Source organism: Pedobacter sp. UYEF25 (assembly GCF_054061655.1).
On sequence record NZ_JBSSEL010000022.1, the window covers coordinates 39,955 to 60,270 of the forward strand.

Here is a 20,316-nt window from a genome sequence, read left to right on the forward strand (position 1 = left end):
GGTTTACCAAAGTAATTGTAACGCCAACTAGCAATTGTGTATCTTTACATTTAACGATATCTCAAACCAAGCAATGGAAAAATTTTCCAAACGATTCGAAAACATAATTTCCATATCATCTATACCAATAGCCGTCCTCGATACAAATATGTGTTGTCTCGCCGTCTCTGAGCAATGGATTAATCTCTATCAACTTCAAGGAAAGCAGTTGATTGGTAAATCTTTTTATGGCACACTGCCAGGGATTTCTGATGGATGGAAGAAGATCCATAGAGAATGCCTTCAAGGGAAAGACCAAAGCAACCTCTACGATAGATTTGCACGAGCAGATGGATCGGCGGTTCATGTAAAATGGGATATGAGACATTTTAATGATGACTATGGTAGAATTGGGGGTATGATGATGACTTGTGAAGACATTACAAAGGATGTGAAAACGATAAGCAATGGAAATCGGTTTCAGCCTTTTATGGATCATTTTCCTGGGCTATGTTGGATTTCGGGAATAGATCATTCTTTTAGATACGGCAATAAATGTTTTTATGATGCCCTTCACCTGACAGATAAAATTATCGGCAAAAAAAGTGCAGCAATATTTGGGGATGATATCGCAAATACAGCAGATGTTAGAAATGAAAAAGTTTTAAAGTCCGGCATAGCAATCGAATTTGAGCAGACCTCAAGAGATCCACAGGGTCATCCGCAGTTCTACAAAATTTATAAATTTCGTTTCAGAGATGCAAAAGGGGAAGAAAACATTGGTTCAGTTGCATTTGACATTACTAAAAATACGCTTTTACTGGAAGAGCTGGATAGAAGTGAAGCACAATTTAAACTCGCATTTGAGCACTCCCAAATAGGGATGGCACTCATCAATCCTGATGGAACGTTTAGAAGGATTAATGATAGCCTCTGCGAAATTCTAGGCTATTCCGAAAAACAATTGAAAACCCTATCTATACATGAGCTCACGCACCTAGATGATAAAGAGAAAAGTTTAGCAGTGTTGGGCGAATTGAGTTCAAGAAGTATTGAAAGGCTTAAATTTGAAAAACGTTACATCCACAGTAACGGTAAAACAATTTGGGTGATTATTGCTGCAACCATGCTCTATGCAAATGATGGAAAACCGCTATATTATATTTCTCAGATAGAGGATATTACCAAGCGAAAAGAAATTGAAAATAATCTAATCTTGAGTGAAAAAAAATACCGTACAATTTTCGAAAATGTTCAAGATGTATTTTACCAGACCGACAAGCAGGGATTGGTGATAGAAATCTCGCCGTCAATTAAAAAATATTCTGGTTATGAGCGAGAACAAATCATTGGAAAACCCGTAGCAGATTTTTATTTCTACCCTCAAGACAGGGAACGGATTATGGAAAGTCTTCTGACCAACGGATCTGTAATAGATTTTGAAGTTCGGTTGAAAACCATTAACCAAGAACTTCGATATGCATCTGTAAATGCAAGGCTGGTTTTAGAAAATGGAAATGTGATTTCGACTGAAGGGAGTATGAGAGATGTTACCTCAAGAAAGTTCCAAGAAAATACGCTCAAAACACTGAATTTAGAACTCACAGAATCAAATCAGGCAAAGAATAAACTCATGTCTATCATCGGCCATGATTTGCGAAATCCGATAGGTGGCAGCCTGCAATTGCTTAATATGACTTTGGATAAATTTGACTCTATAAATCCAACGGATATCAAAACCTATCTGCTAGCAATGACGAAAGAACTTTCCAATGCCAATAATCTTCTGGAACATCTACTGGATTGGGCAAAACTTCAGTTCAATGCAGTGACCTTTAATCCGCTTCCGATAAAAGATATCGCTGGATTGATCGATAGGTGCTTGAAGACGATTTTGCCGATGGCGACCAAAAAAAACATAAAAATTAAAATCGCCATTTTAGGTCCAATTTTACTTGAAGCCGATAGCGCAATGCTAGAAACCATCATTCGAAACTTAATGTCCAACGCAATAAAATTTACCAAACCTTTCGGCCATGTTGACCTTTCTGTAAAAGCAAATGAACTGGGAACTAAGTTTGCTGTTAAGGATAGCGGTATCGGCATTCCCAGAGAAAAGATTGCCTTACTTTTTGGTCAGAATTCGTTTTCAACTTTTGGTACCCAGGGGGAAAAAGGCACGGGGCTCGGACTTGGCCTCTGCGCTGACTTTATAGCAAGGCACAAAGGACAGATCTGGGCAGAAAGCGAAACTGGTAAAGGCAGTAGTTTCTTTTTCACAATACCTATAATCGCAAGCAGCAATATTCCCACTAAAACCATTCCTCAGTCTAAATTGGCTATGGATTTTGCCTGAATGATATCAAATTTCATTTTGTAATTTCTTTTTGTGACCTGTATGTGGCCAGTAAATGGTGTTTATTAGGTATTCTAATTTTAAGTTTGCGCCATTAAATGCAAAACTTATAAAACGCTCGACATGTCGACGACAGGAGACATCTCCAATGCAAGACCGAATTGTGGGACCCCTCCCTGCGCACGACGTGACGATTTACGGAATACCTCACAAGGCTCGTCATGTCGACGACCGGAGACATCTCACATGCAGGACCTAGTTTTGAGAAGGCTCGTCGTGACAATTTACGGGGAAGTACAATTCAAGCCTAGTTGTGAGACCTCTCGCTGCGCTCGACGTGACGATTTACGGGGAAGTGCACTACTTATAAAACGCCCGTCATGTCGACCATAGGAGACACATCTCACATGCAAGACCGAATTGTGGGAACCCTCCCTTCGCTCGACGTGACGATTTACGGGGAAGTGCACTACTTATAAAACGCCCGTCATGTCGACGAGAGGAGACATCTAACATACCGGACCTAGTTGTGAGAAGGCTCGCTGCGCTATAGTGACAATGCTTAGAAATTACAACCATTTAATTATCTCACTTTCCCATTAATTGCTCCAAGTTGGATTTGTAGAACCGATTAATCCGTTCTTTTTAGATCGTCTCCATTTCTTAAGCTCTTTTTCCCTATTTAATTGCCTCTTCGATGCTAAAAAACGATTCATAGTATACGCAAACGTTTAAATTGTATCTGGCTGTAAAACTTTTAGGATCGTCATGGTTAATGTGCTCCAAGATTCTTCTGGCAAGATCTGCTGTAACACCAATATAAATGGTTGTCCTATGCTTATTGCTCATAAAATAGATGCAGCCGCCTCTTTCCATGATTAAATCTAATAATTTTTTCTATTAACACGCTCGTCGTGTCGACCATAGGAGACACCTCACATGCAGGACCGAATTGCAAGACCTATTTGTGAGACGGCTCGCTGCGCTCGAGGTGACGATTTACGTAGGGAATAAGATAACCCGTTCGTCATGTCGACCATAGGAGACATCTCACATGCAAGACCGAATTGCAAGACCTAGTTGTGAGACGGCTCGCTGCGCTCGCCGTGACGAATTAACGAGGTAATTGCTAACCAATATGCTCGTCATGTCGTCGACGGGAGACATCTCACATGCTTTTCCTAGTTGTGAAACCGAGTTGTGAGACGGCTCGCTGCGCTCGACGTGACGAATTAACCAAGGAATTGTGTGTACCATAAACGCCCGTCACGTCAACCATAGGAGACATCTCACATGCAAAACCGAATTGCAAGACCTAGTTGTGAGACGGCTCGCTGCGCTCGACGTGACGATTTGTTCGACTTTCTATCGCCTCCTCAACGTTCATTCTGTTTCATTCCACTTATCTCAATCACATCTTCCGGAATCGGCAGGGCGTAGCGTTTGTTCTGCGGCGGTAGCGTAAAAATTTCGCCCTCAACAGTACGACTTAATAAAATACTTGAGCCCTCTTCATTGTACCTCCTGATGTCTAACCAACGCATGCAACGAAAAACCATTTCTTTTCGGCGCTCCGTCCTAATCATAGTTAGGGCTTCACCAGCATCCGCTGCGGTGCGGGCAATGAAAGTACCTGCTTTATATCGGTTTACCAGCAGGGCATTTAAATGATGCAAAGCATCGTCTTTAAATCCTAATTTTGCCTCGCATTCGGCTCGGGTAAGCAGCATTTCTGCGGTAGTGATGCCGTTAAACAAAGTGGGTCCTGCTTCATAACTCCCTTTAAACACATGGTTGCTACCACTCGCTTTGAAAAATAAATGCTTCCTGAGGTCGTCATCGTTGTACAGGTCATATAGCTCCGGCAACAATAGCGCTTTAGCCTGTATAACTGGACCTGAAGTAGTGGCCCGCCCCTCATAAATAACCTCTACGTTCAATTTTGGCATTGGGAAATTTCCCACCGCGTTTAGCGTATTATAATCTAAAAGGGTTGCCTGCACCAGTAAAGCGCTATCGGCATATAGTCCGGCTTGCTTGTAATCATGAAGTTGTAAGTAGGTTCTTGCTAACATGCCAAAAGCCGCAGCTTTTGAAGCCCTAGTTGGGCTGATTGCAGCTAGCGGCAGCGCCTGCGCACTTGCCTTCAAATCTTTTACAATCTGTGTATAGGTTTCCAAAAGTGTACTGCGTACAGACTGCTCATTAAAATTGGCTGTAAGTCTTAGTGGAATACCAGGCAATCCGGCAGCTGTAGCAGCATTGTAGGGCATACACCAGGTTGTCGCAGCGAGGTAAAAAGCCTTTCCTCTTAAAAAGTAAGCCTGTGCTGAGAGGTCTGCAGCTCTGGCACCACTGAGCGTAGCTGCGTTATCGTTTAATGCTTCTAGTATGGCATTTGCTATGTTCACCTGTACATAGACATTATTCCACACATTGAACCTTGGTTTAAAGATATTATTGGGTGCCCAAGTGTAGAGGTTACGGTCGTACTCATCAAAACCATTGTAAGTGGCATCCGATACGAAATAATTATCGCCGCAGGCTTCTCCCATAGACGGATCACTGTAATTTATTTTTGCATAATCATCAAGTACAGCCTGCATATCAGCAAGGGTACTGATGGTTGCTAATTTTTGATCTGGTTTTACATCCAAATACTTTTTGCATCCTGTGAAAGATAGGGATAAAAGAATTGAACAAAGTAATAAAATGGTCGTTTTCATCTGCTAATAATTAATTTGCAGTCCAAGACTAAACGTCCTAGCTGGTGGTAAAACTTCATTGTAATCGGGATCTATTCGTCTACGGTTGGCTGCCCAAAGGAGACCAACATTGTTGCAGTTTGCAAAAACACGAACACTAGCTGCCTGCTTCTTTAGCATCGCTAATGGCAGCTGCCAATCGAAATTAATGTATTGCAATCGGACATGGTCTGCCTTCTCTACCAAGCTTTGTACGCCACTGTAAAAATTGCTTCGAGCAGCGTCGACAGGATATTGAAAAGCTGGAACGGTGGTGTGCAGTTCATCTCCAAGATGTTGCCAGCGCAATGCATAATCTGGATGCCCAATTCCGCTGCCCACCAAATTGCTGTATTGGATGCTATTTTTTCGAAAATAATAGCCCAGTTTATAACTTAGTGCGACCGTTAATCCAAAGTTCTTATAAGTGAACTGGTTTCCTAAGTTCCCGAAAATAGTTGGCAATACGCTCCCACTAAAAACCAAATCTGTTATTGAGGTGCCACTTCCGGTAAGTGCTGTGTAGTCTGTTGACGCTAAACCACCCAGAAACCCAACTGGGTCTCCTGAGGCATTTAAACCTGCATACTTGTAGGAGAATACGGCGTAAACGGGCTTACCCACCAGTCCGGTAATGCTACCAGTACCAATGTACGCGCTTCCATTCGCTGCAACGCTGTAATATTTGGTCACCTCATCTTTATTGCTGCTCACGTTAAAGGTAGTCTGCCACCTAAATTTCCCTTCATTGATGTTCTGGCTTTGAATGCTTAGGTCTATTCCACGACTGTGCATTGAGGCCACATTTTTGATGAGTTCTGGGCCAGTGCCTGCAGTATAATCAACCGGGTAAATACCAAAAAGATCACTGCCTTTTTTTCTATAATAATCTACACTTCCGCTAATCCTATTTGTGAAAAACCGGAAATCTATTCCCGCATTAAAAGTCTGCACCGTTTCCCATCGCAGATCGGGATTTGCGAAGCGGGTAATCCTGGCATAAGGACTTTGCGTATAAGGTGAATTTTCATTGTAACTGATGGTGGTGAGCCCGGTTTGCGCAGGGTCGGCGTTACCACTGAAGCCATAGCTTGCTCGAAGTTTGAAGTAATTTATTTGCTTGGGCAATTTAAACGTATTGCCTACAATCCAGCCAATTCCTGCGCTCCACAATGGTTTCCATTTATTATTGGTATTTACGCCGAACAGATTAGAAGCATCTCGACGAACACTGCCGTAGAGGAGGTAGGTATTTTTATAGTCATAGCCTAGATTGGCATAGGCACTTACATAACGGTTGTTGGTCAATCCTAAGCCCTGGCCATCGGGCACATAGCTCTCGCCACCACTGATAAACGTATTGTAAGGGTTCACTAAATCTACAGCACCAACATTTAGTTGATTAGGGTCAAAGCCATAATACCGACTACTTTGCTGCGCATTGATTAACTCGCGCCGCTCCCCGCCAAGTAGCACGTTCAGGTGGTGTGCTCCAAAATTTTTCTGATAACTGCCTTGTAGCCGAATGTCATGTGCCGTTAGTCGTGCATGGTTTATGTTGTCAATCCCACCTTTTGGAATCACATAGCTGAGCTCGTTGTCATTTAACTGGGTAAAGTTGTTTACCAGATCCCGAGCGGCATAACTCTCTGCCCCCCACAATTGATCGGACTTGCTTTGTTGGCGCTCAAACCGATACAATAGTTGTATTCCAAGGCCATTTTCCAGGGTGTAATGTAAACCTGCATTTAGATTAAGATCGCTCTGTGTTGAGTTGCTGGTACTGTACTGGCTGTCTGTAAGCGGGTAATACTTCCAGTCTAGCAGACGTGGATCTAGCGCCTGTAAGTAGCTTAGTCGGTATTGATTTACAATTGGCAAGGCATTGCCCTGCGCATCGGCTAGCTGCGCATAAGGATAAAGCTGGCCATTATAACTGGCTACAGTGCCATAGCCGTCTCTTCCACTCCCACTCCTACTATCGGTATAGGCCATACTTACACTGGCTTCCAAACCGGTAATTAGTTTTAGATTTAAGCCATAACGCAGATTAAGCCTTTTAAAGTTGGCATTGAGGTTGTCTTTGTTCTGATCGTATCCCCCATTCAACAGCCAATTGTATCTGGCTGTCCCGGCATTCAAATTAAGGCTGTATTGTTGATTTAGTCCTGGCCGATATACCAATCTATCGAAATCATTACGCACATCCAAACCTCTCCAGCCATCTATTTTATGTTGCTTTTCTGTTTCGCTTAACCCAGAATCAAATAAGGTTTCGACCACCGGCGAAAGGCCGGGCCTGTAGGAATCGTTATAAGCATCGTTATAAAATCCCTGTTTAAAAAGAAACTGCTCTACATCGATGTAATCGCTTGAGCCCATGCGTGCAAAGCGGAATAGATTTGGTTTTTGTACGATACTAGCCAAAGCTTGCGCCTGAATCTTTACGGCCTCATTGTAACGCCCTTTTTTAGTGGTAATGACAATAACCCCATTTCCCGCCCTACTGCCCCAGATAGAACTCGCGGCAGCATCTTTTAATAATGTAATGCTTTCTACATCGGCGGGGTTGATGTTGTTCAGGTCGCCCTCATAAGGGAAATTATCCAATACCACCAGCACCTCTTTGGGACCGTTTATGCTGCTGAGCCCGCGGATGGTAATTCGTCCGTCGGTGGTACTGCGGTCTACATCCAGTCCGCTGCCGATGGCTTCTAACCTAGAAAGGACATTTACCGAAACTTGTTCTCGCAATTGCACCGCACTGATCTGTTGAACCGAACCTGTAAGCTGTTCTTTCTTGACCTGCTGGTATCCGGTACTTACCAATACCTCATCTAGCTGGCTAGCTATTGGTTTGAGGTACAATAAAAGGGAATTTTCTGGCTGCAGCAGAAGCGTATCTAGTGTTAAATAGTTAAGTGCACTTACCCGAAGTTGTAAAGGGAACGTAACCCTGTTGATGTTGAAATGACCTTGCCCATCGGTTGCCATTTTATGGTTGTTAAAACTTAGGGTAGCGGGAATGCCGGACTGTGTACTTCGTGAGTATATCTTGCCGGATAATTGTTGTGCGTAGCTAGTTCTTGCGGCCAGCAAAAGCAATAGGGTAAACATTCCAATTAAAAAAAAGATCTTGTGGCTCATTTGATGTTTTCTTTACGTTTGCGGATAATTTCGTTCAGTGCGCTACGCCTTTCTAGGCAGGCAGCTACATTGGCTGGGGTAAAAAATTCGCCGCTTGTTGTGGCGCGCCACTGCCCGTCTTCTATCCAGACGTAATGCGGTACCACTGCATGTCTAAACAATTTGGTGAGCAACGTATCAGAAGCTATGGTCACCCTGTTCGGACTCTTCTCAACCAATACCGCCTTGATGATTTCAGGTGTATCTCGAGTATTTAGGGCATTTACACCAAGTACGAAGAGTGCATTGGGGTAAACCAGTTGCAAACTATCCGCCATAGGAAATTTCTGTAAACATGGTCCGCACCAGCTTGCCCAGAAATCTAGAATCAAGAGCTTATTTTTATAAGGAGCTAACGTTTGCTGGCTAAATTTTCCATTTTGGTATACCGTGTAACTTTGGGTCCAAAAAGCATCGGGTAGTTTATCCCCAGGGCGGAGGTTGCTTAAAGTTGGAGTGGATTGGGCATTGGCAATGAGCGCGCATAGCATAGCCATGACGCCGAAAAGCGCTATTTTTTTCATCATTTTTTTTAATTGGTTCGGTTGAAGTAATTTGTGCCCAATAGCAATCTGCTATTGGAAAAAGAAACCCCGCCGCCGGTGATTGATTGACCTAATTTTACGAAAAAACGGCAGGGCTCAAGATTTTAATTAAACTGGATTTTTAGGCTTTAGGGCGTAAAGTCGGTTGAAGGAATACATCCATTCAGGTTTTTGGCTATGGAAAACGGTTAAAGGCGTTGCAGCAAAAGCATTAAGCGGCACTACTAACAACGAAGTTATTTTTTTTTCCATACCCGTATAGCAATACGAGCCTTGTGGTTGGGTTGGTCAATACATGTGGGGCCACCAACCATACACACCTAAAAGTTTCTGACGCCTTACGTTGAAATGGAAATTACAGCAGCCCCACATCTATTTCGATGCATAAAGATATACAACTACATATAGATATGGGTATTAACTGCTGTCTTGCTTCAACGGCGTCAGATTCTGGTGTTGCAAGACTCTTATTAATACCTAATTATAAATCAAATATAAATAAAATTAGGCAACTAAACAAATACGTTTAGTTGATATTTTGAATATATTTTCAGTTTGCACTTATGGAAGATTTAAGTGTCTTTAAATCAAATTTGGGCAAACAAATCGCACACTTTAGATTAAAAAAAGGATTTACGCAGGCTCAACTTGGTGCATTATTGAATAAAGATTTCCAGAGTATTAGTAGAATAGAAAACGGCAAAATAAATATCTCAGCTTGGACGCTTAAGCAGATAACAATTGCATTAGAAATATCATCACAAGATTTATTAGATATTTGAACCGCTCGTCGACCTTAGTATTGCGCATCTACGGTCATAGCAACTAGGGGTCTAAATCCACTTTATTCTCAAACATTATTCGGGATGTTGAATTTGCTTATTAAAAGTACCGTTATATTTAACGATTTACATCCCCCAGTTGAAGCCATCGAATGGCGTGGGTTTATATGATTTACCAAATTATAAGATGCGATATGTTTTTGCTTAAAAACGTAGTTAAGTTTGTCGCATGAAAATTTTTAATACATCGCATTAATCACCCTCTTATTTTGTGCTGCATGTTCCTCAACTAATAAAGTTTCGGAAGGGAATGAAAATAAGGTGGTTGGTTTGCAAAGGGAAACGGCTTTAACTGCAGTTTTGCACGTACCCTCTGAGGCTAAACTAGGAGACTCGGTCAGATTGGATTTTGTAGTGTATAACAATACCGATAGCGTACGCCATTTTGTAAATGGCATACTCCATTTGAACCCCTATTGAGCAAATATTTCGATGTCGTTTCTGCAGACGGCAATGAAGCCGAATATCAAGGTGCGATGGCTAAAAGAATAATGCCTCCCCCAGCCAGTAGTTATGTGACTGTTAATCCTGTAGATAGCCTAAAAATCGCTGTTAACTTAAATAAAGCTTATCGATTTTCGGAGGTTGGTAAATATGTCATTAAATACAACAGTGCTAATATAAGCGGGATTGTGGTAAAGGATAGCGTCATCTTAAATTTAGTGAAATAGATCGCATTCAACGGTAATGTTCTTGTATTTTTTGGCTGTTGCTATGTTGGGCCTGACGGTTTATCGCAAGACTAAAAATGCTCGTCATGTCGACGAGAGGAGACATCTCACATGTTATGAATAGTTGAGAGACGGCTCGCTACACTCGACGTGAGGATTTTACGGGGAATTGCAATTACCAACCTAGTTGTGAGACGTCTCGCTGCGCTCGACGTGACGGTTTACGAAACATCTCACATGCAAGACACAGTTGTAAGGCGGCTCGCTGTGCTCGACGTAATGACTTTCTCCTATTTTGATTAAAAATGCCATTTATCATCTGAGAACCTTGCTGTGATTTCTAAGCCCTCCCTAGCCGTTAGTGGTAGTTCTATGTCTAAAGTGAATTTTATTTTTGCATTAGACACTACATAACTTTTTGCTAGCTTGGTTAAAGTTTGTGTGTTAAAAGGAAATCCGAACCTATCGCCGAATTTTGCCCGGGCGTTAACAAGGGCAATTGGGATAGGTAACATTATGGGTTTAATATCCATCGACTCTGCTAATATACTAGCCATTTCGGAGGTTGACAAAGCCTCATCATCTGCTAAAATAAAAATTGTAGAGACCGCGGAAGTTGTTATGAATTTATCCATCATAAAACATAAATTGCCCATACTTAAGTAAGAGCGTTTACTTTTGAGTGCAGCCAGTGGATACAGAAGACATTTTCTAACAAAACTATCCAACAAAACTAGATCACCTTTATTTCCCGGGCCATGAATCATACAAGGGCGCAAGATGTAATAGGATTTCCCTGCGGGCAACACCGAACTTTGGATGTATTCTTCAGCCATTAATTTTGACTTCCCGTAATCGGAAGAGGGATTTGGATATTTTACTTCAGTCATTACGCCAGTTACGCTATCTGAAGCCGCCCTGACAGAGCTCATAAAGATAAACCGCTTGGCATCCGACTTTAAGAAAGCGTTGTATAATTTCCTAGTTAATTCGTAATTAACTGTATAGTAGCTGTCTGGATTTGATATTTCATCCTCCTGTTTTCCAGCTAAATGAATTACGCAGTCTGCTCCTTGAAGGGCATCCTCAGATAAAGGCACTCTAAGACTCAAAGGCAAGATGTTAATTTCCGGCCTTCCACTAAAAAATGCTATTAAATTAGAACCCACGTACCCAGAGGCGCCCGTTAAAATTATTTTCATACCTGCTATCGTTATTGCTACTTCAACTTTTATAAATTAAGGCTCATCCCATTGGATGAGCCAGTTTAAGGGGTGTTTGGAACTTGATAATTGTTAGAATTTATCTTTAGGAGTTTAATTTAAAGATTATATAATCCAGTATTTTAGAGGAAACCAGTTCCGAGAATTTGCGAGCAACTCACTCTTGATTAGTTAGTTGCTCGAGATTTTCTTAAAAAACGAGAAACATTTAACATTTATAATAGATTTCAATACCGGCAATAGTTATGCCTAACCAAGTAAATGTACATTAATTCCACGTACTTGTACCCTTTATAATAATGTTTTTTCCGTAAGCTCTAATAATAATTAGTTTAGGCAAGCCTAAGATTGTAACCCCTCATAAATAGGATTACGTGAAAGGCAAAATTCCTGATTTTAAAACAGTGAAATAACGAAACCCAAACATTGGTGTGGCGGGCATCGTCTGCGGTTTAAGAACGCAAAGCAAGAACAGACGATAGCCTTAGGAGTAGATGCAGGAAATACAACGGCACTTGTAGCTTTAGTACCTGAAAAAATACCAATGGAATATATCGATGCCCTGCCGGCGGCGTGTTGTTATTCAGCCAACTTTAAAAAGTTGCCTTAATAACAACAGAGGATATTAAATTTGAAAACTCACTAGTAAACCGGTTCGATTTGCGCAAGGTGAACGAGGGCTATTCAATTCATAGAAGTGGTATTAATTAGATCTCCATTCATTGTGTGGACACTTATATCGTTTGAAGGGTAAAAGAATAGAAATACTTTGTTTGTCCGATTTTTGGTCCATAGCGTAGTCTCTAAAGCGCTCGACGTGCGGATCTACTAGGGAATTGCGTTGCTTATAATACGCTCGTCATGTCGGCGATAGGAGACATCTCATATGCAAGACCGAGTTGTGTGACGGCTTGCGCTCGACGTGACGATTTACTTAGGGAATAATATCGCGTTCGTCATGTCGACGAGAGGAGACATCCCATATGTTTTTCCTACTTGTGAGACGGCTCGCTGCGCCCGGCGTGACGATCTACAGGGAGATGAATGCGGCTTGGAAAAACAATACCCGGGTTTCGACCTGTGGCCTCCTACCTTTGACTTTTGACTTCAAACGGTCAACCTCCTCCTTGCTCGACCCAGACTTATTTTTCGATCAAATTGACTGAATTCTAACGCTCAAATCCTAGCTGCGTTCCTTTAAAATTGTTAGCTTTGCACACCTGCAATAAACCAAACATATGCTCTTCTTCAACCGATCTCGTAGAGATCAATTTACTGATTTTAGTCAAATAGGCTTAGACATGCACTCTCACTTGATACCTGGCGTAGACGATGGCGCCAAGGATTTAAGTGATAGCCTTGCACTCATTAATGGTTTAAAAAGCCTCGGTTTTGATCATCTAATTACAACACCACATACCCTCCAAGACATCCATCCAAATACCCGAGAAAGTTTGGGCTGCGGCCATGCCTTGCTAGATGGGAAATTGCCGTCTGGAATCACACTCCGACTGTCTTCAGAATATTATCTGGACCAACACTTTCAAGGGCAACTGGACAAAGGCGAAGTAATGCCTTTGCCGGGAAACCGTTTACTAGTAGAATTTAGTCAGATTACAAAACCCTACGACCTAGAGGCGCGCATTTTTGATTTAACAGTAAAAGGCTATCAACCTGTACTCGCACACCCAGAGCGTTATCTATTTTTTCATGCACAGTTCGGATATTTTAAACGGATGAAAGACATGGGTATGGAGCTGCAAGTAAATGCCCTTTCACTTACAGACCATTATGGCAAAAGCATTAGGAATGTTGCAGAGAAATTGATCGAAAAAGACATGGTTGATTTTATAGGCACAGACCTCCATCATGAAAAACACCTTTCCATGTTGGCAAAAGTGCCACAGAATAAATTCTTCTCTAGGCTGTTGGACAGTGGTTTGCTTAAAAACCGAGAACTGATAGTCGATTAAAATTTAACCCTAAGAAACCATTATCTGTAATGCGGAGGAAACTCAGCATTAAACGCGTGAAATAAGCCCTATCAAACGCCAATATTTTTAAACAATCTTTCTTTTCCTTCGACTAAAAAGCGTACCATTAAAAACAGTAGTCCGCACACAATCAACAACAGCAAAGCAGAGGTCAAATCTGCTTTAACCACGAAGAGGATAAATACATTGAGGATAAATTGAACACCCATGTAAAGGGCTGTAACTGCAAGGTGTGGCCATCCTTTCTCGTTAGATAAAAACTGATAAAAGTGACTGCGATGGGCTTCGAAGATATTTTCTTTCCTAATAAATCTAAAAAGGATGGTTGTTGACGCATCTAAGCCATAGACCATTAAAAACAAACTGTAATTAATGTTATGGGTGTAGATGATCAATTGACCAATTAAAAAAACGACGATTAAGCCTATACTGAGGCTACCAACATCCCCTGCAAAGCATTTTGCATGTTTTCTAAAATTGAAAAAATTAAAGACAACTAGCGAAAGTCCGATAAAAACAAGTAAGTCTTTGGAGGTAAAAGCCACCAAATCTTGGTTGATGTAATATAAAGTCGCAATGGCCAATAAACTATATCCCCCTGTGATGCCATTTATGCCATCCATAAAATTGTAGGCATTGATGGTGCCAATGGTAAAAACGGCAGCAATTGGAACCCAATAGAGCTCCATTGTTGAAATTTGCCATTGGTAAAACATTAGGAACACTGACAGCAGGTGGATACCAAACCTGACCGCATTTTTAAGTGTAACCATATCATCCATAAAACTGACCACAGAAATCAACACCAATCCAAGCATGAAAAAGGGATATTGAAAGCCGTGGCTTACAAAAAATAGCAACGCAGCTAAAGTAAATATTACCCCACCCCCACGAATGGTTACCGCCGTGTGAGAGCTCCGGTGGTTGGGCTTGTCTATAATATTAAGGTGGGCGGCCAACTTAAAATAAAGCAGCTCAAAAACAAATAAAGACAATAATAAAAAACAATAATAGATCATGTAATAAATGCTGCCGAAGCTTTAAATGGTGTCAACACTTGTTTTGATTTGTATGCCAATTCTTGTGCCGCTTTAGTGTCGTTAACTGTTGAATCAGAAATTATTTTGAACTGATGCTTTATATTTGTGTGCCATCAACCTCAACTATAAACGAGCAAATGGGTTGAAATTTGAATCAAAAACAATTTCAAAAATAAGTTTTGAATAAGAAGCACTTGATGACTGCAAGATTATTTGATTCAACGCCCTACCGGTTGATGTTGAAGGAAAAATGACTAACAGTAAGCCTGTGCGGTTTGAAGTAAACCTGAAGATTCGATAACACGAATTACGCTCATTTAATAAACTGAATAATTCTTTTAAAAAATCTTTTAGGCATTAAAAGAAATGGCACTTTCAATTGATTGTTTCGCCACGCCCGTAGCACCTCTCTATTCCCATCGGAAATATTTTTAATAGAGCTGTTGGAAGCACCTCCTAAACGCATCTTAACTAAAAGCCTATTGAAATAAAACGACTTAAAATTATATCGTTTAAATATTCTCAGCATGAATTCATAATCTGCGGCCAACCTAAGCTGTATGTTAAATAACCCTGCAACACTGTACACTTCTCGTCGCACAAATAGAGCGGGATGGGGTGGTACATTCCCATCCTCAAAGTAAGACTTATAATAGCTTAGAGAATCCCACTTTCTTACAACCTTGCTAAGGTCTTCATACTTTACATAAACTAAATCTCCGTACACAATATCGATAGCCACATTGGTGTTAAAATAAGACATGACTTCTAAAATTACATTTTCATCGTTGTATACGTCATCTGAGTTTAAAATGCCAATAACACTGCCGGTAGCCTTAGAAATTCCCTTATTCATCGCATCATAAATTCCTTTATCAGGTTCTGAGACCACAACGGATATCTTACTGGCGTAACCATCAATGATGTGCATTGTATTGTCTGTTGATGACCCGTCGATTATAATATATTCTATGTTGTCGTAAGTTTGAGACAGCACAGATTTTATAGCCGTTTCAAGTGTCCTTTCATTATTGTAAACAACTGTAATGATAGATATCTTTAAGTTATCCATTAAAAATGGTCCTTTTTAAAAGTGCGTAAAACAAATTGGTACGGAAGGAAATCTTTGTTAAAAAAGTCTCTGGACTCTTGAAATCCTCTGACAGCACCGTTGCATTTTGCTGATGTCTTCGATAAATCATTAATTTTTCATCCATAAAAACTGGTTTGTAAAAAACTTCGGCAACCACTCCGATCCACATGTCGTGCATAGGGATGTGTTTTGGGAATGGAAGTACCTTTACTAAGATTTCTTTTCGAAAGGCCATACAGCATCCCAAATAGGAATTCCTGTAAAAATTCTTAATCAGGCCCGTTCCGGAGTTTCTCCAAGCGAAATAAGACGCCCTTATTGTTTTTAAATGTTCATCTCCAATGACAGCATTACTGACCACCAAGTCGAAACCTTCCGTCAATTTATTGGTCATCGCATCCACCTTGTTACTGATCCAGACATCATCTTGATCGGCTAAAAAGATAACATCTCCCGTTGCTTTTTTTATTGCATTTTCAAAATTAAATATTGGGTTACCAAATATTTGGTTCGGATATACTTTAATTCGAGGATCTGCAAAGGAATTAATGATCTTAATTGTGGCATCCGTAGAGGAGTCGTCGGAGATGATAATTTCATCGTCTGTCTTGATTTGAACTAGGATTGATTCCAATTGTTGGGCTATAAAATTTGCACCATTAAAGGAAGCAATACAAACAGAAATTTTATTTTCCATGGAAAACTTTCGAGATAATTAAAAAAATGCTAAATTTCACGATAAACAGTTTACCTTAAATGGATTAAAAATTGCGATTTTTAACACGGATGTCGAATATTTTGTTTTTTAAAATTTCATCTAAAAAACCAATCATTAGCGTTTAACGTATATCAATTCTTGCAGTTTGCGAAGATACAATAATTAATGTCTTAGATGATCTACACCATTTGCTTTTTTCTTTCTACAATAATCTCTATTTTCTCAACGACGACTATCCTAAACGTAACCGATTTTGGGGCAAATGGCAACGATAAAGTTGATGATACGATCGCTTTCCAGCATTGCGCAGACAAACTTGCAACTTTAGGGGGCGGAACAATAAATATTCCAAAGGGAGCCTATTTCATTTCCCATCTGACGTTCTTTGGTAAAAAATACAGCAACATCACAATTCAAGGAAATGGATCTACGATTTATCAGGTATTACCGAAAAAAAGAGTTAGTGTAGAAAACGGGCGGTGGTGGACTTTTGCGACCCGAAAAGGAGCGGATGGTTGTTTTGTGTTTGACGCGAATGTTAGCAATCAACAGGATGATCATCTGAGCATAAAAAATATAATTATTGAAAACCTCACTTTTTTCTCTGATGTTAAAAAGAATAAATTTGACGAATTAATGCACCAAATATCTGCCCATGGAGTCTCTAATTTTTTGGTTAAAAACTGTAAGTTGCTTGGCTTTTTGGGCGACGGAATTGCCATAAATGCTGCTACAGATTACAGCACGTATAGAAATGCCTACAATAAAAACATTAAGATTTTAAACTGCACGTTCGACGGAATAAACAACGATAACAGGCAAGGTGTTAGCATCTATTATGCAGACGGATTCGCCATCGAACACTGCGTTTTTAAAAATACGACAAGAGCGGACATGCCCGGTGCAATTGACTTAGAGCCAAACGACGACCGACAAGTACTCAGGAATGGCATTGTAAAAAACTGCACCTTTGAAAATATAGGTGGTTTATCGGCGATTATGATTCATACCCCTAAATCTTCTTCGCTAAATAATTTTTCAAATAGAAACTTTATCGTTGACAGTTGTACTTTTAAAAATATAAGAGCGCCGTTATGTATTGTAGGCAATGAAAATTATATGGATTACAGTTTAAAAGAGTCTGTCATACAGTTTAAAAATAGCTCGGTAAAAAATGCGGAAGCCATTGCTGATATGCGCAGCGCATTTGGTGTGTTAATTGATCGCGTTGAATTTTACAACATCTCAAATACCGGACTGAACACGGTAACAGAAATCGGAGCGAAGGAAATTACTTTTAAGAATTGCTTATTTGATGGTGTGAAGAATAACAATGGAATAGGATTTTATGGGAAGACTAGAAATATAAATTTTATGACTTGCACTTTTAAAAATTTTGCAGCCAATGCCATCACCATAAATGACCCTAGCGGGATTGGTACAATCTCCAACAATATTTTTTATTCGTCAGATTATGGCGATGCACTGCCAATAGTCACCTCTACAATTGCTAATAAATCAATAATTTCCAATGCGCACATTGCTGACAATAAAATCTATGGAAATTTTAAAAAGATAAATATTCAGCAATTTTATCAAAAATTTGAATAGAAACTTACCCTTCAAATCATGCCCGATTTGCGAATCATAGTCCGACTCTTATTTTTAGAAAACTCAGCGTTTTATATCTATATGTTTCTTTAAATGCATGTGGTAAATCTATCAAGAAAAAAAGCAATGACTTGTTTCTATTTCTTCTATATTTTTTTAAATCCTGATAGAAGAGTTTATACCTAACCAATGCCTGTTCTTTTGAATTGGTTTCTGTAGAGAAATTCTGCCTCAATTCAATCGGTATGATATAAAGTCTATTTGTTTTTGAGGCCGCTCGTTCTATAAAATCATGATCACAAAAATCTAATCGCAAATCTTCATTGTAACACCCGCAATCGAAGAAAAATAGCGTATTCACTAGCAAACCTGAATTGATGCAGGTTATGTTTTTTAAGGGCAAAAAGTCCGTGGTGATTTGCCCCAATGGATGTGATCGATATCCTATAAATTTTGATGGAGACATTAACCCTTTTTCCGTATAAATTTTTGGTGCTGCAATACTAAAATTGGCTGTACGATTTAAAAATTCCGTATACTTTTTATAAAAGTCCTTCGGAAGGGAAGTATCTTGATCTAAGAACACCAACCATGGCAGTTGATTGTCCTTGCCATATTGTGCGATCGTATTATATGCGACTGATATGCCGGGATTATTAGGCGCATGATGATATTGAATTTTTACATGTTCGCCGACTGGTGGGCTTGCCAAGCACCAACCCTGCTGATCAGTATTGTCAAAAATAAAAATGTGAAGAGGACTTTGATTATTCCCCCCCTGATGGGATTTAATTAAAGAACAATAAGAAGCGCAGTCCCAAAATTTTTCTCTGTAGGTGACGATCCCAAATAATAATTTTGTTTCCCCACTCATAACGATAGCTGATCAAGTTTGTAAATACACACGAAAGTATACATTTGAATCATAATTGCGCACATCGTAATTTCGTATTTCACGTGGTGATCATCAGTTCACTGCGAGAAACAATCGTGTTTTGCAAAAAAAAGGTTTCTGCTTGTCCTCAAAAAATGATGTATTTTCCATAGAAGATGTTAAAACCAATAACGGCACTGGCATAACCAATCAACAAGAGTCTACTAAAAATTTTGTCTTTAAAAATGTATATAATCATCGGAACTAGCACAATTTCGACCACCCCTAAAAGCTCATTTAATCTAAATGCCAAAACGGGCATTGTTGCCAAGGCAGGTAAAAGAAATAGTGAAATTGCGTATATTTTCATGAGTAAAACGGTGTATTTATTAGAGTCAATCAAGAGCGTATAATGCGCGAGCAGAAAATAAAACAATCCGCATCTTAAAATAAACAACGCATTTAGCACATTTATCTTCGCAAATCCTTCAGCACCGGAGTCGTACAATCCTTGATAGATCAGCATCTTCTCCTGAATACCTGGTATCGGAATCGTAAATAACAAGTTGATTTTTAAAAAATACAAACACAAACCAATAGGCACCGCGCTTAATAAAAGCAACTTCCTCGGCTTTTCACAATCGAGAAACCATAATGGTAAAATTACAATTGCGGAGTAATGAAAAAGTATCGCACAGGTGGCCAGCACTAAAAACATCAAAAGATTCCTTTCGCGGAGTGGCTTAATCGACAGTAGAAGAAATCCTGAAGCCACACCCGCCCGCATGGCAGTCAGCTCATGTAAGATGAAAAAATTTGACATATACACCAGAATGGAGGCGAATATGAAGGGGGTTATTGACCGGATCGCTAATGCTTTTGTGCAAACCCCCAACGCAGCGTAAATAAAAAATAAAACCAAAATACGGCCAGAGAAAACGAATTTAACCAACTGTGAAATGATGTTAAAACTAGGTTCAATAAGTGCGTCTGGATTGATAAATAAATCTACATAGTTCTCGTAGTCTTTTACCTTAGAACCATCTCGAAAGCCTGCAAACACGATTAAACCTATTGAGATGACCCAAAACAGAAAAATACTTCCTTTCTTGAGATACTTTGTGTCAAAAATTACTAGGAATGAAACCATCGTAAATAGAAACAGAATGACTATTATCATCATAATAATTACAATTTTAACTAAAATATTTTCCCAATGCCACCATCATCAGAGTTTAAGTTGCAGCCAGTAAATTTAATTTTTTTAAGGCCTACCTATTTTTGTACAACAGGCAGTAGATTATTGGATCCGAGCGCCGTAAAAGCTAATTTAAATGAGGCATTTACCCTTATTTAACACCATTTGCCGCTATTGGCATTTAAATAATGTTGGTGTTTAGTAAGAAATAGCTTATCGACAGTTGTTCATTTAAATACCTC

At 39.9% G+C, this 20,316-nt stretch carries 17 protein-coding genes; 5 read left to right on the forward strand and 12 right to left on the reverse strand.

All coding sequences use genetic code 11. The features are described from left to right. Positions 1–73: 73 nt before the first annotated feature. Positions 74–2,335, forward strand: coding sequence for a PAS domain S-box protein (locus tag ACVWYG_RS16745; RefSeq protein WP_457271771.1), 2,262 nt, complete (start codon positions 74–76; stop codon positions 2,333–2,335). Positions 2,336–3,013: 678 nt separating this feature from the next. Here the strand turns inward: ACVWYG_RS16745 and ACVWYG_RS16750 are convergent. The 5 genes from ACVWYG_RS16750 to ACVWYG_RS16770 all read right to left on the reverse strand — a co-directional run bounded on the left by ACVWYG_RS16750 (position 3,014) and on the right by ACVWYG_RS16770 (position 9,062). Then, positions 3,014–3,211 carry a GIY-YIG nuclease family protein gene (locus tag ACVWYG_RS16750; RefSeq protein WP_457271773.1) on the reverse strand — a complete coding sequence of 66 codons (198 nt, stop codon included), beginning with the start codon at positions 3,209–3,211 and terminating at the stop codon, positions 3,014–3,016. Positions 3,212–3,711: 500 nt separating this feature from the next. Then, positions 3,712–5,061, reverse strand: a complete 1,350-nt coding sequence (locus ACVWYG_RS16755; protein WP_457271775.1) for a RagB/SusD family nutrient uptake outer membrane protein — start codon at positions 5,059–5,061, stop codon at positions 3,712–3,714. 3 nt (positions 5,062–5,064) lie between these two features. Next, positions 5,065–8,226 carry a SusC/RagA family TonB-linked outer membrane protein gene (locus ACVWYG_RS16760; protein WP_457271777.1) on the reverse strand — a complete coding sequence of 1,054 codons (3,162 nt, stop codon included), beginning with the start codon at positions 8,224–8,226 and terminating at the stop codon, positions 5,065–5,067. Beyond that, positions 8,223–8,792: a thioredoxin domain-containing protein gene (locus tag ACVWYG_RS16765; RefSeq protein WP_457271779.1), complete on the reverse strand. Its 570-nt coding sequence runs from the start codon at positions 8,790–8,792 to the stop codon at positions 8,223–8,225. Before ACVWYG_RS16765 ends, ACVWYG_RS16760 begins: the two co-directional genes overlap by 4 nt. Positions 8,793–8,918: 126 nt before the next feature. Then, positions 8,919–9,062, reverse strand: a complete 144-nt coding sequence (locus tag ACVWYG_RS16770) for a hypothetical protein (protein ID WP_457271780.1) — start codon at positions 9,060–9,062, stop codon at positions 8,919–8,921. A gap of 311 nt (positions 9,063–9,373) precedes the next feature. Between ACVWYG_RS16770 and ACVWYG_RS16775 the strand changes: the two genes are divergently transcribed. After that, complete coding sequence (locus ACVWYG_RS16775) at positions 9,374–9,592, forward strand: helix-turn-helix domain-containing protein (RefSeq protein WP_457271782.1); 219 nt, start codon at positions 9,374–9,376, stop codon at positions 9,590–9,592. Between the two features lie 239 nt (positions 9,593–9,831). Here the strand turns inward: ACVWYG_RS16775 and ACVWYG_RS16780 are convergent, their stop codons facing one another. Then, positions 9,832–10,050, reverse strand: a complete 219-nt coding sequence (locus ACVWYG_RS16780; protein WP_457271784.1) for a hypothetical protein — start codon at positions 10,048–10,050, stop codon at positions 9,832–9,834. 18 nt (positions 10,051–10,068) lie between these two features. Here ACVWYG_RS16780 and ACVWYG_RS16785 point away from each other — a divergent pair, with 18 nt between their 5' ends. After that, a complete protein-coding gene (locus ACVWYG_RS16785) occupies positions 10,069–10,323 on the forward strand; it encodes a hypothetical protein (RefSeq protein WP_457271786.1) in 255 nt (84 codons plus the stop codon). A 299-nt stretch (positions 10,324–10,622) separates the two neighbouring features. On the opposite strand, the gene ACVWYG_RS16790 is transcribed toward ACVWYG_RS16785, so the two are convergent. Then, a complete protein-coding gene (locus tag ACVWYG_RS16790; protein ID WP_457271788.1) occupies positions 10,623–11,525 on the reverse strand; it encodes an NAD-dependent epimerase/dehydratase family protein in 903 nt (300 codons plus the stop codon). A 1,259-nt stretch (positions 11,526–12,784) separates the two neighbouring features. On the opposite strand from ACVWYG_RS16790, the gene ACVWYG_RS16795 reads away from it, so the two are divergent. After that, positions 12,785–13,519, forward strand: coding sequence for a tyrosine-protein phosphatase (locus ACVWYG_RS16795; RefSeq protein ID WP_457271790.1), 735 nt, complete (start codon positions 12,785–12,787; stop codon positions 13,517–13,519). Between the two features lie 71 nt (positions 13,520–13,590). Here ACVWYG_RS16795 and ACVWYG_RS16800 read toward each other — a convergent pair whose 3' ends face one another. From ACVWYG_RS16800 to ACVWYG_RS16810, 3 genes are all read right to left on the reverse strand, one after another. Then, positions 13,591–14,559 (reverse strand): MraY family glycosyltransferase, encoded by a 969-nt coding sequence (locus ACVWYG_RS16800; RefSeq protein WP_457271792.1) that lies wholly within the window; start codon positions 14,557–14,559, stop codon positions 13,591–13,593. 334 nt (positions 14,560–14,893) lie between these two features. Beyond that, positions 14,894–15,652, reverse strand: a complete 759-nt coding sequence (locus ACVWYG_RS16805) for a glycosyltransferase family 2 protein (RefSeq protein ID WP_457271794.1) — start codon at positions 15,650–15,652, stop codon at positions 14,894–14,896. Then, positions 15,645–16,370 carry a glycosyltransferase gene (locus tag ACVWYG_RS16810; RefSeq protein WP_457271796.1) on the reverse strand — a complete coding sequence of 242 codons (726 nt, stop codon included), beginning with the start codon at positions 16,368–16,370 and terminating at the stop codon, positions 15,645–15,647. The genes ACVWYG_RS16805 and ACVWYG_RS16810 overlap by 8 nt, the downstream gene beginning before the upstream one ends. 195 nt (positions 16,371–16,565) lie before the next feature. Here ACVWYG_RS16810 and ACVWYG_RS16815 point away from each other — a divergent pair, with 195 nt between their 5' ends. Then, positions 16,566–18,002, forward strand: a complete 1,437-nt coding sequence (locus ACVWYG_RS16815; protein WP_457271798.1) for a glycosyl hydrolase family 28-related protein — start codon at positions 16,566–16,568, stop codon at positions 18,000–18,002. 34 nt (positions 18,003–18,036) lie between these two features. On the opposite strand, the gene ACVWYG_RS16820 is transcribed toward ACVWYG_RS16815, so the two are convergent. Together ACVWYG_RS16820 and ACVWYG_RS16825 are read right to left on the reverse strand one after the other, a co-directional pair. Beyond that, positions 18,037–18,876 carry a glycosyltransferase gene (locus tag ACVWYG_RS16820; protein ID WP_457271800.1) on the reverse strand — a complete coding sequence of 280 codons (840 nt, stop codon included), beginning with the start codon at positions 18,874–18,876 and terminating at the stop codon, positions 18,037–18,039. A gap of 148 nt (positions 18,877–19,024) precedes the next feature. Further along, positions 19,025–20,059, reverse strand: a complete 1,035-nt coding sequence (locus ACVWYG_RS16825) for an EpsG family protein (protein ID WP_457271802.1) — start codon at positions 20,057–20,059, stop codon at positions 19,025–19,027. Between the last annotated feature and the right edge of the window lie 257 nt (positions 20,060–20,316).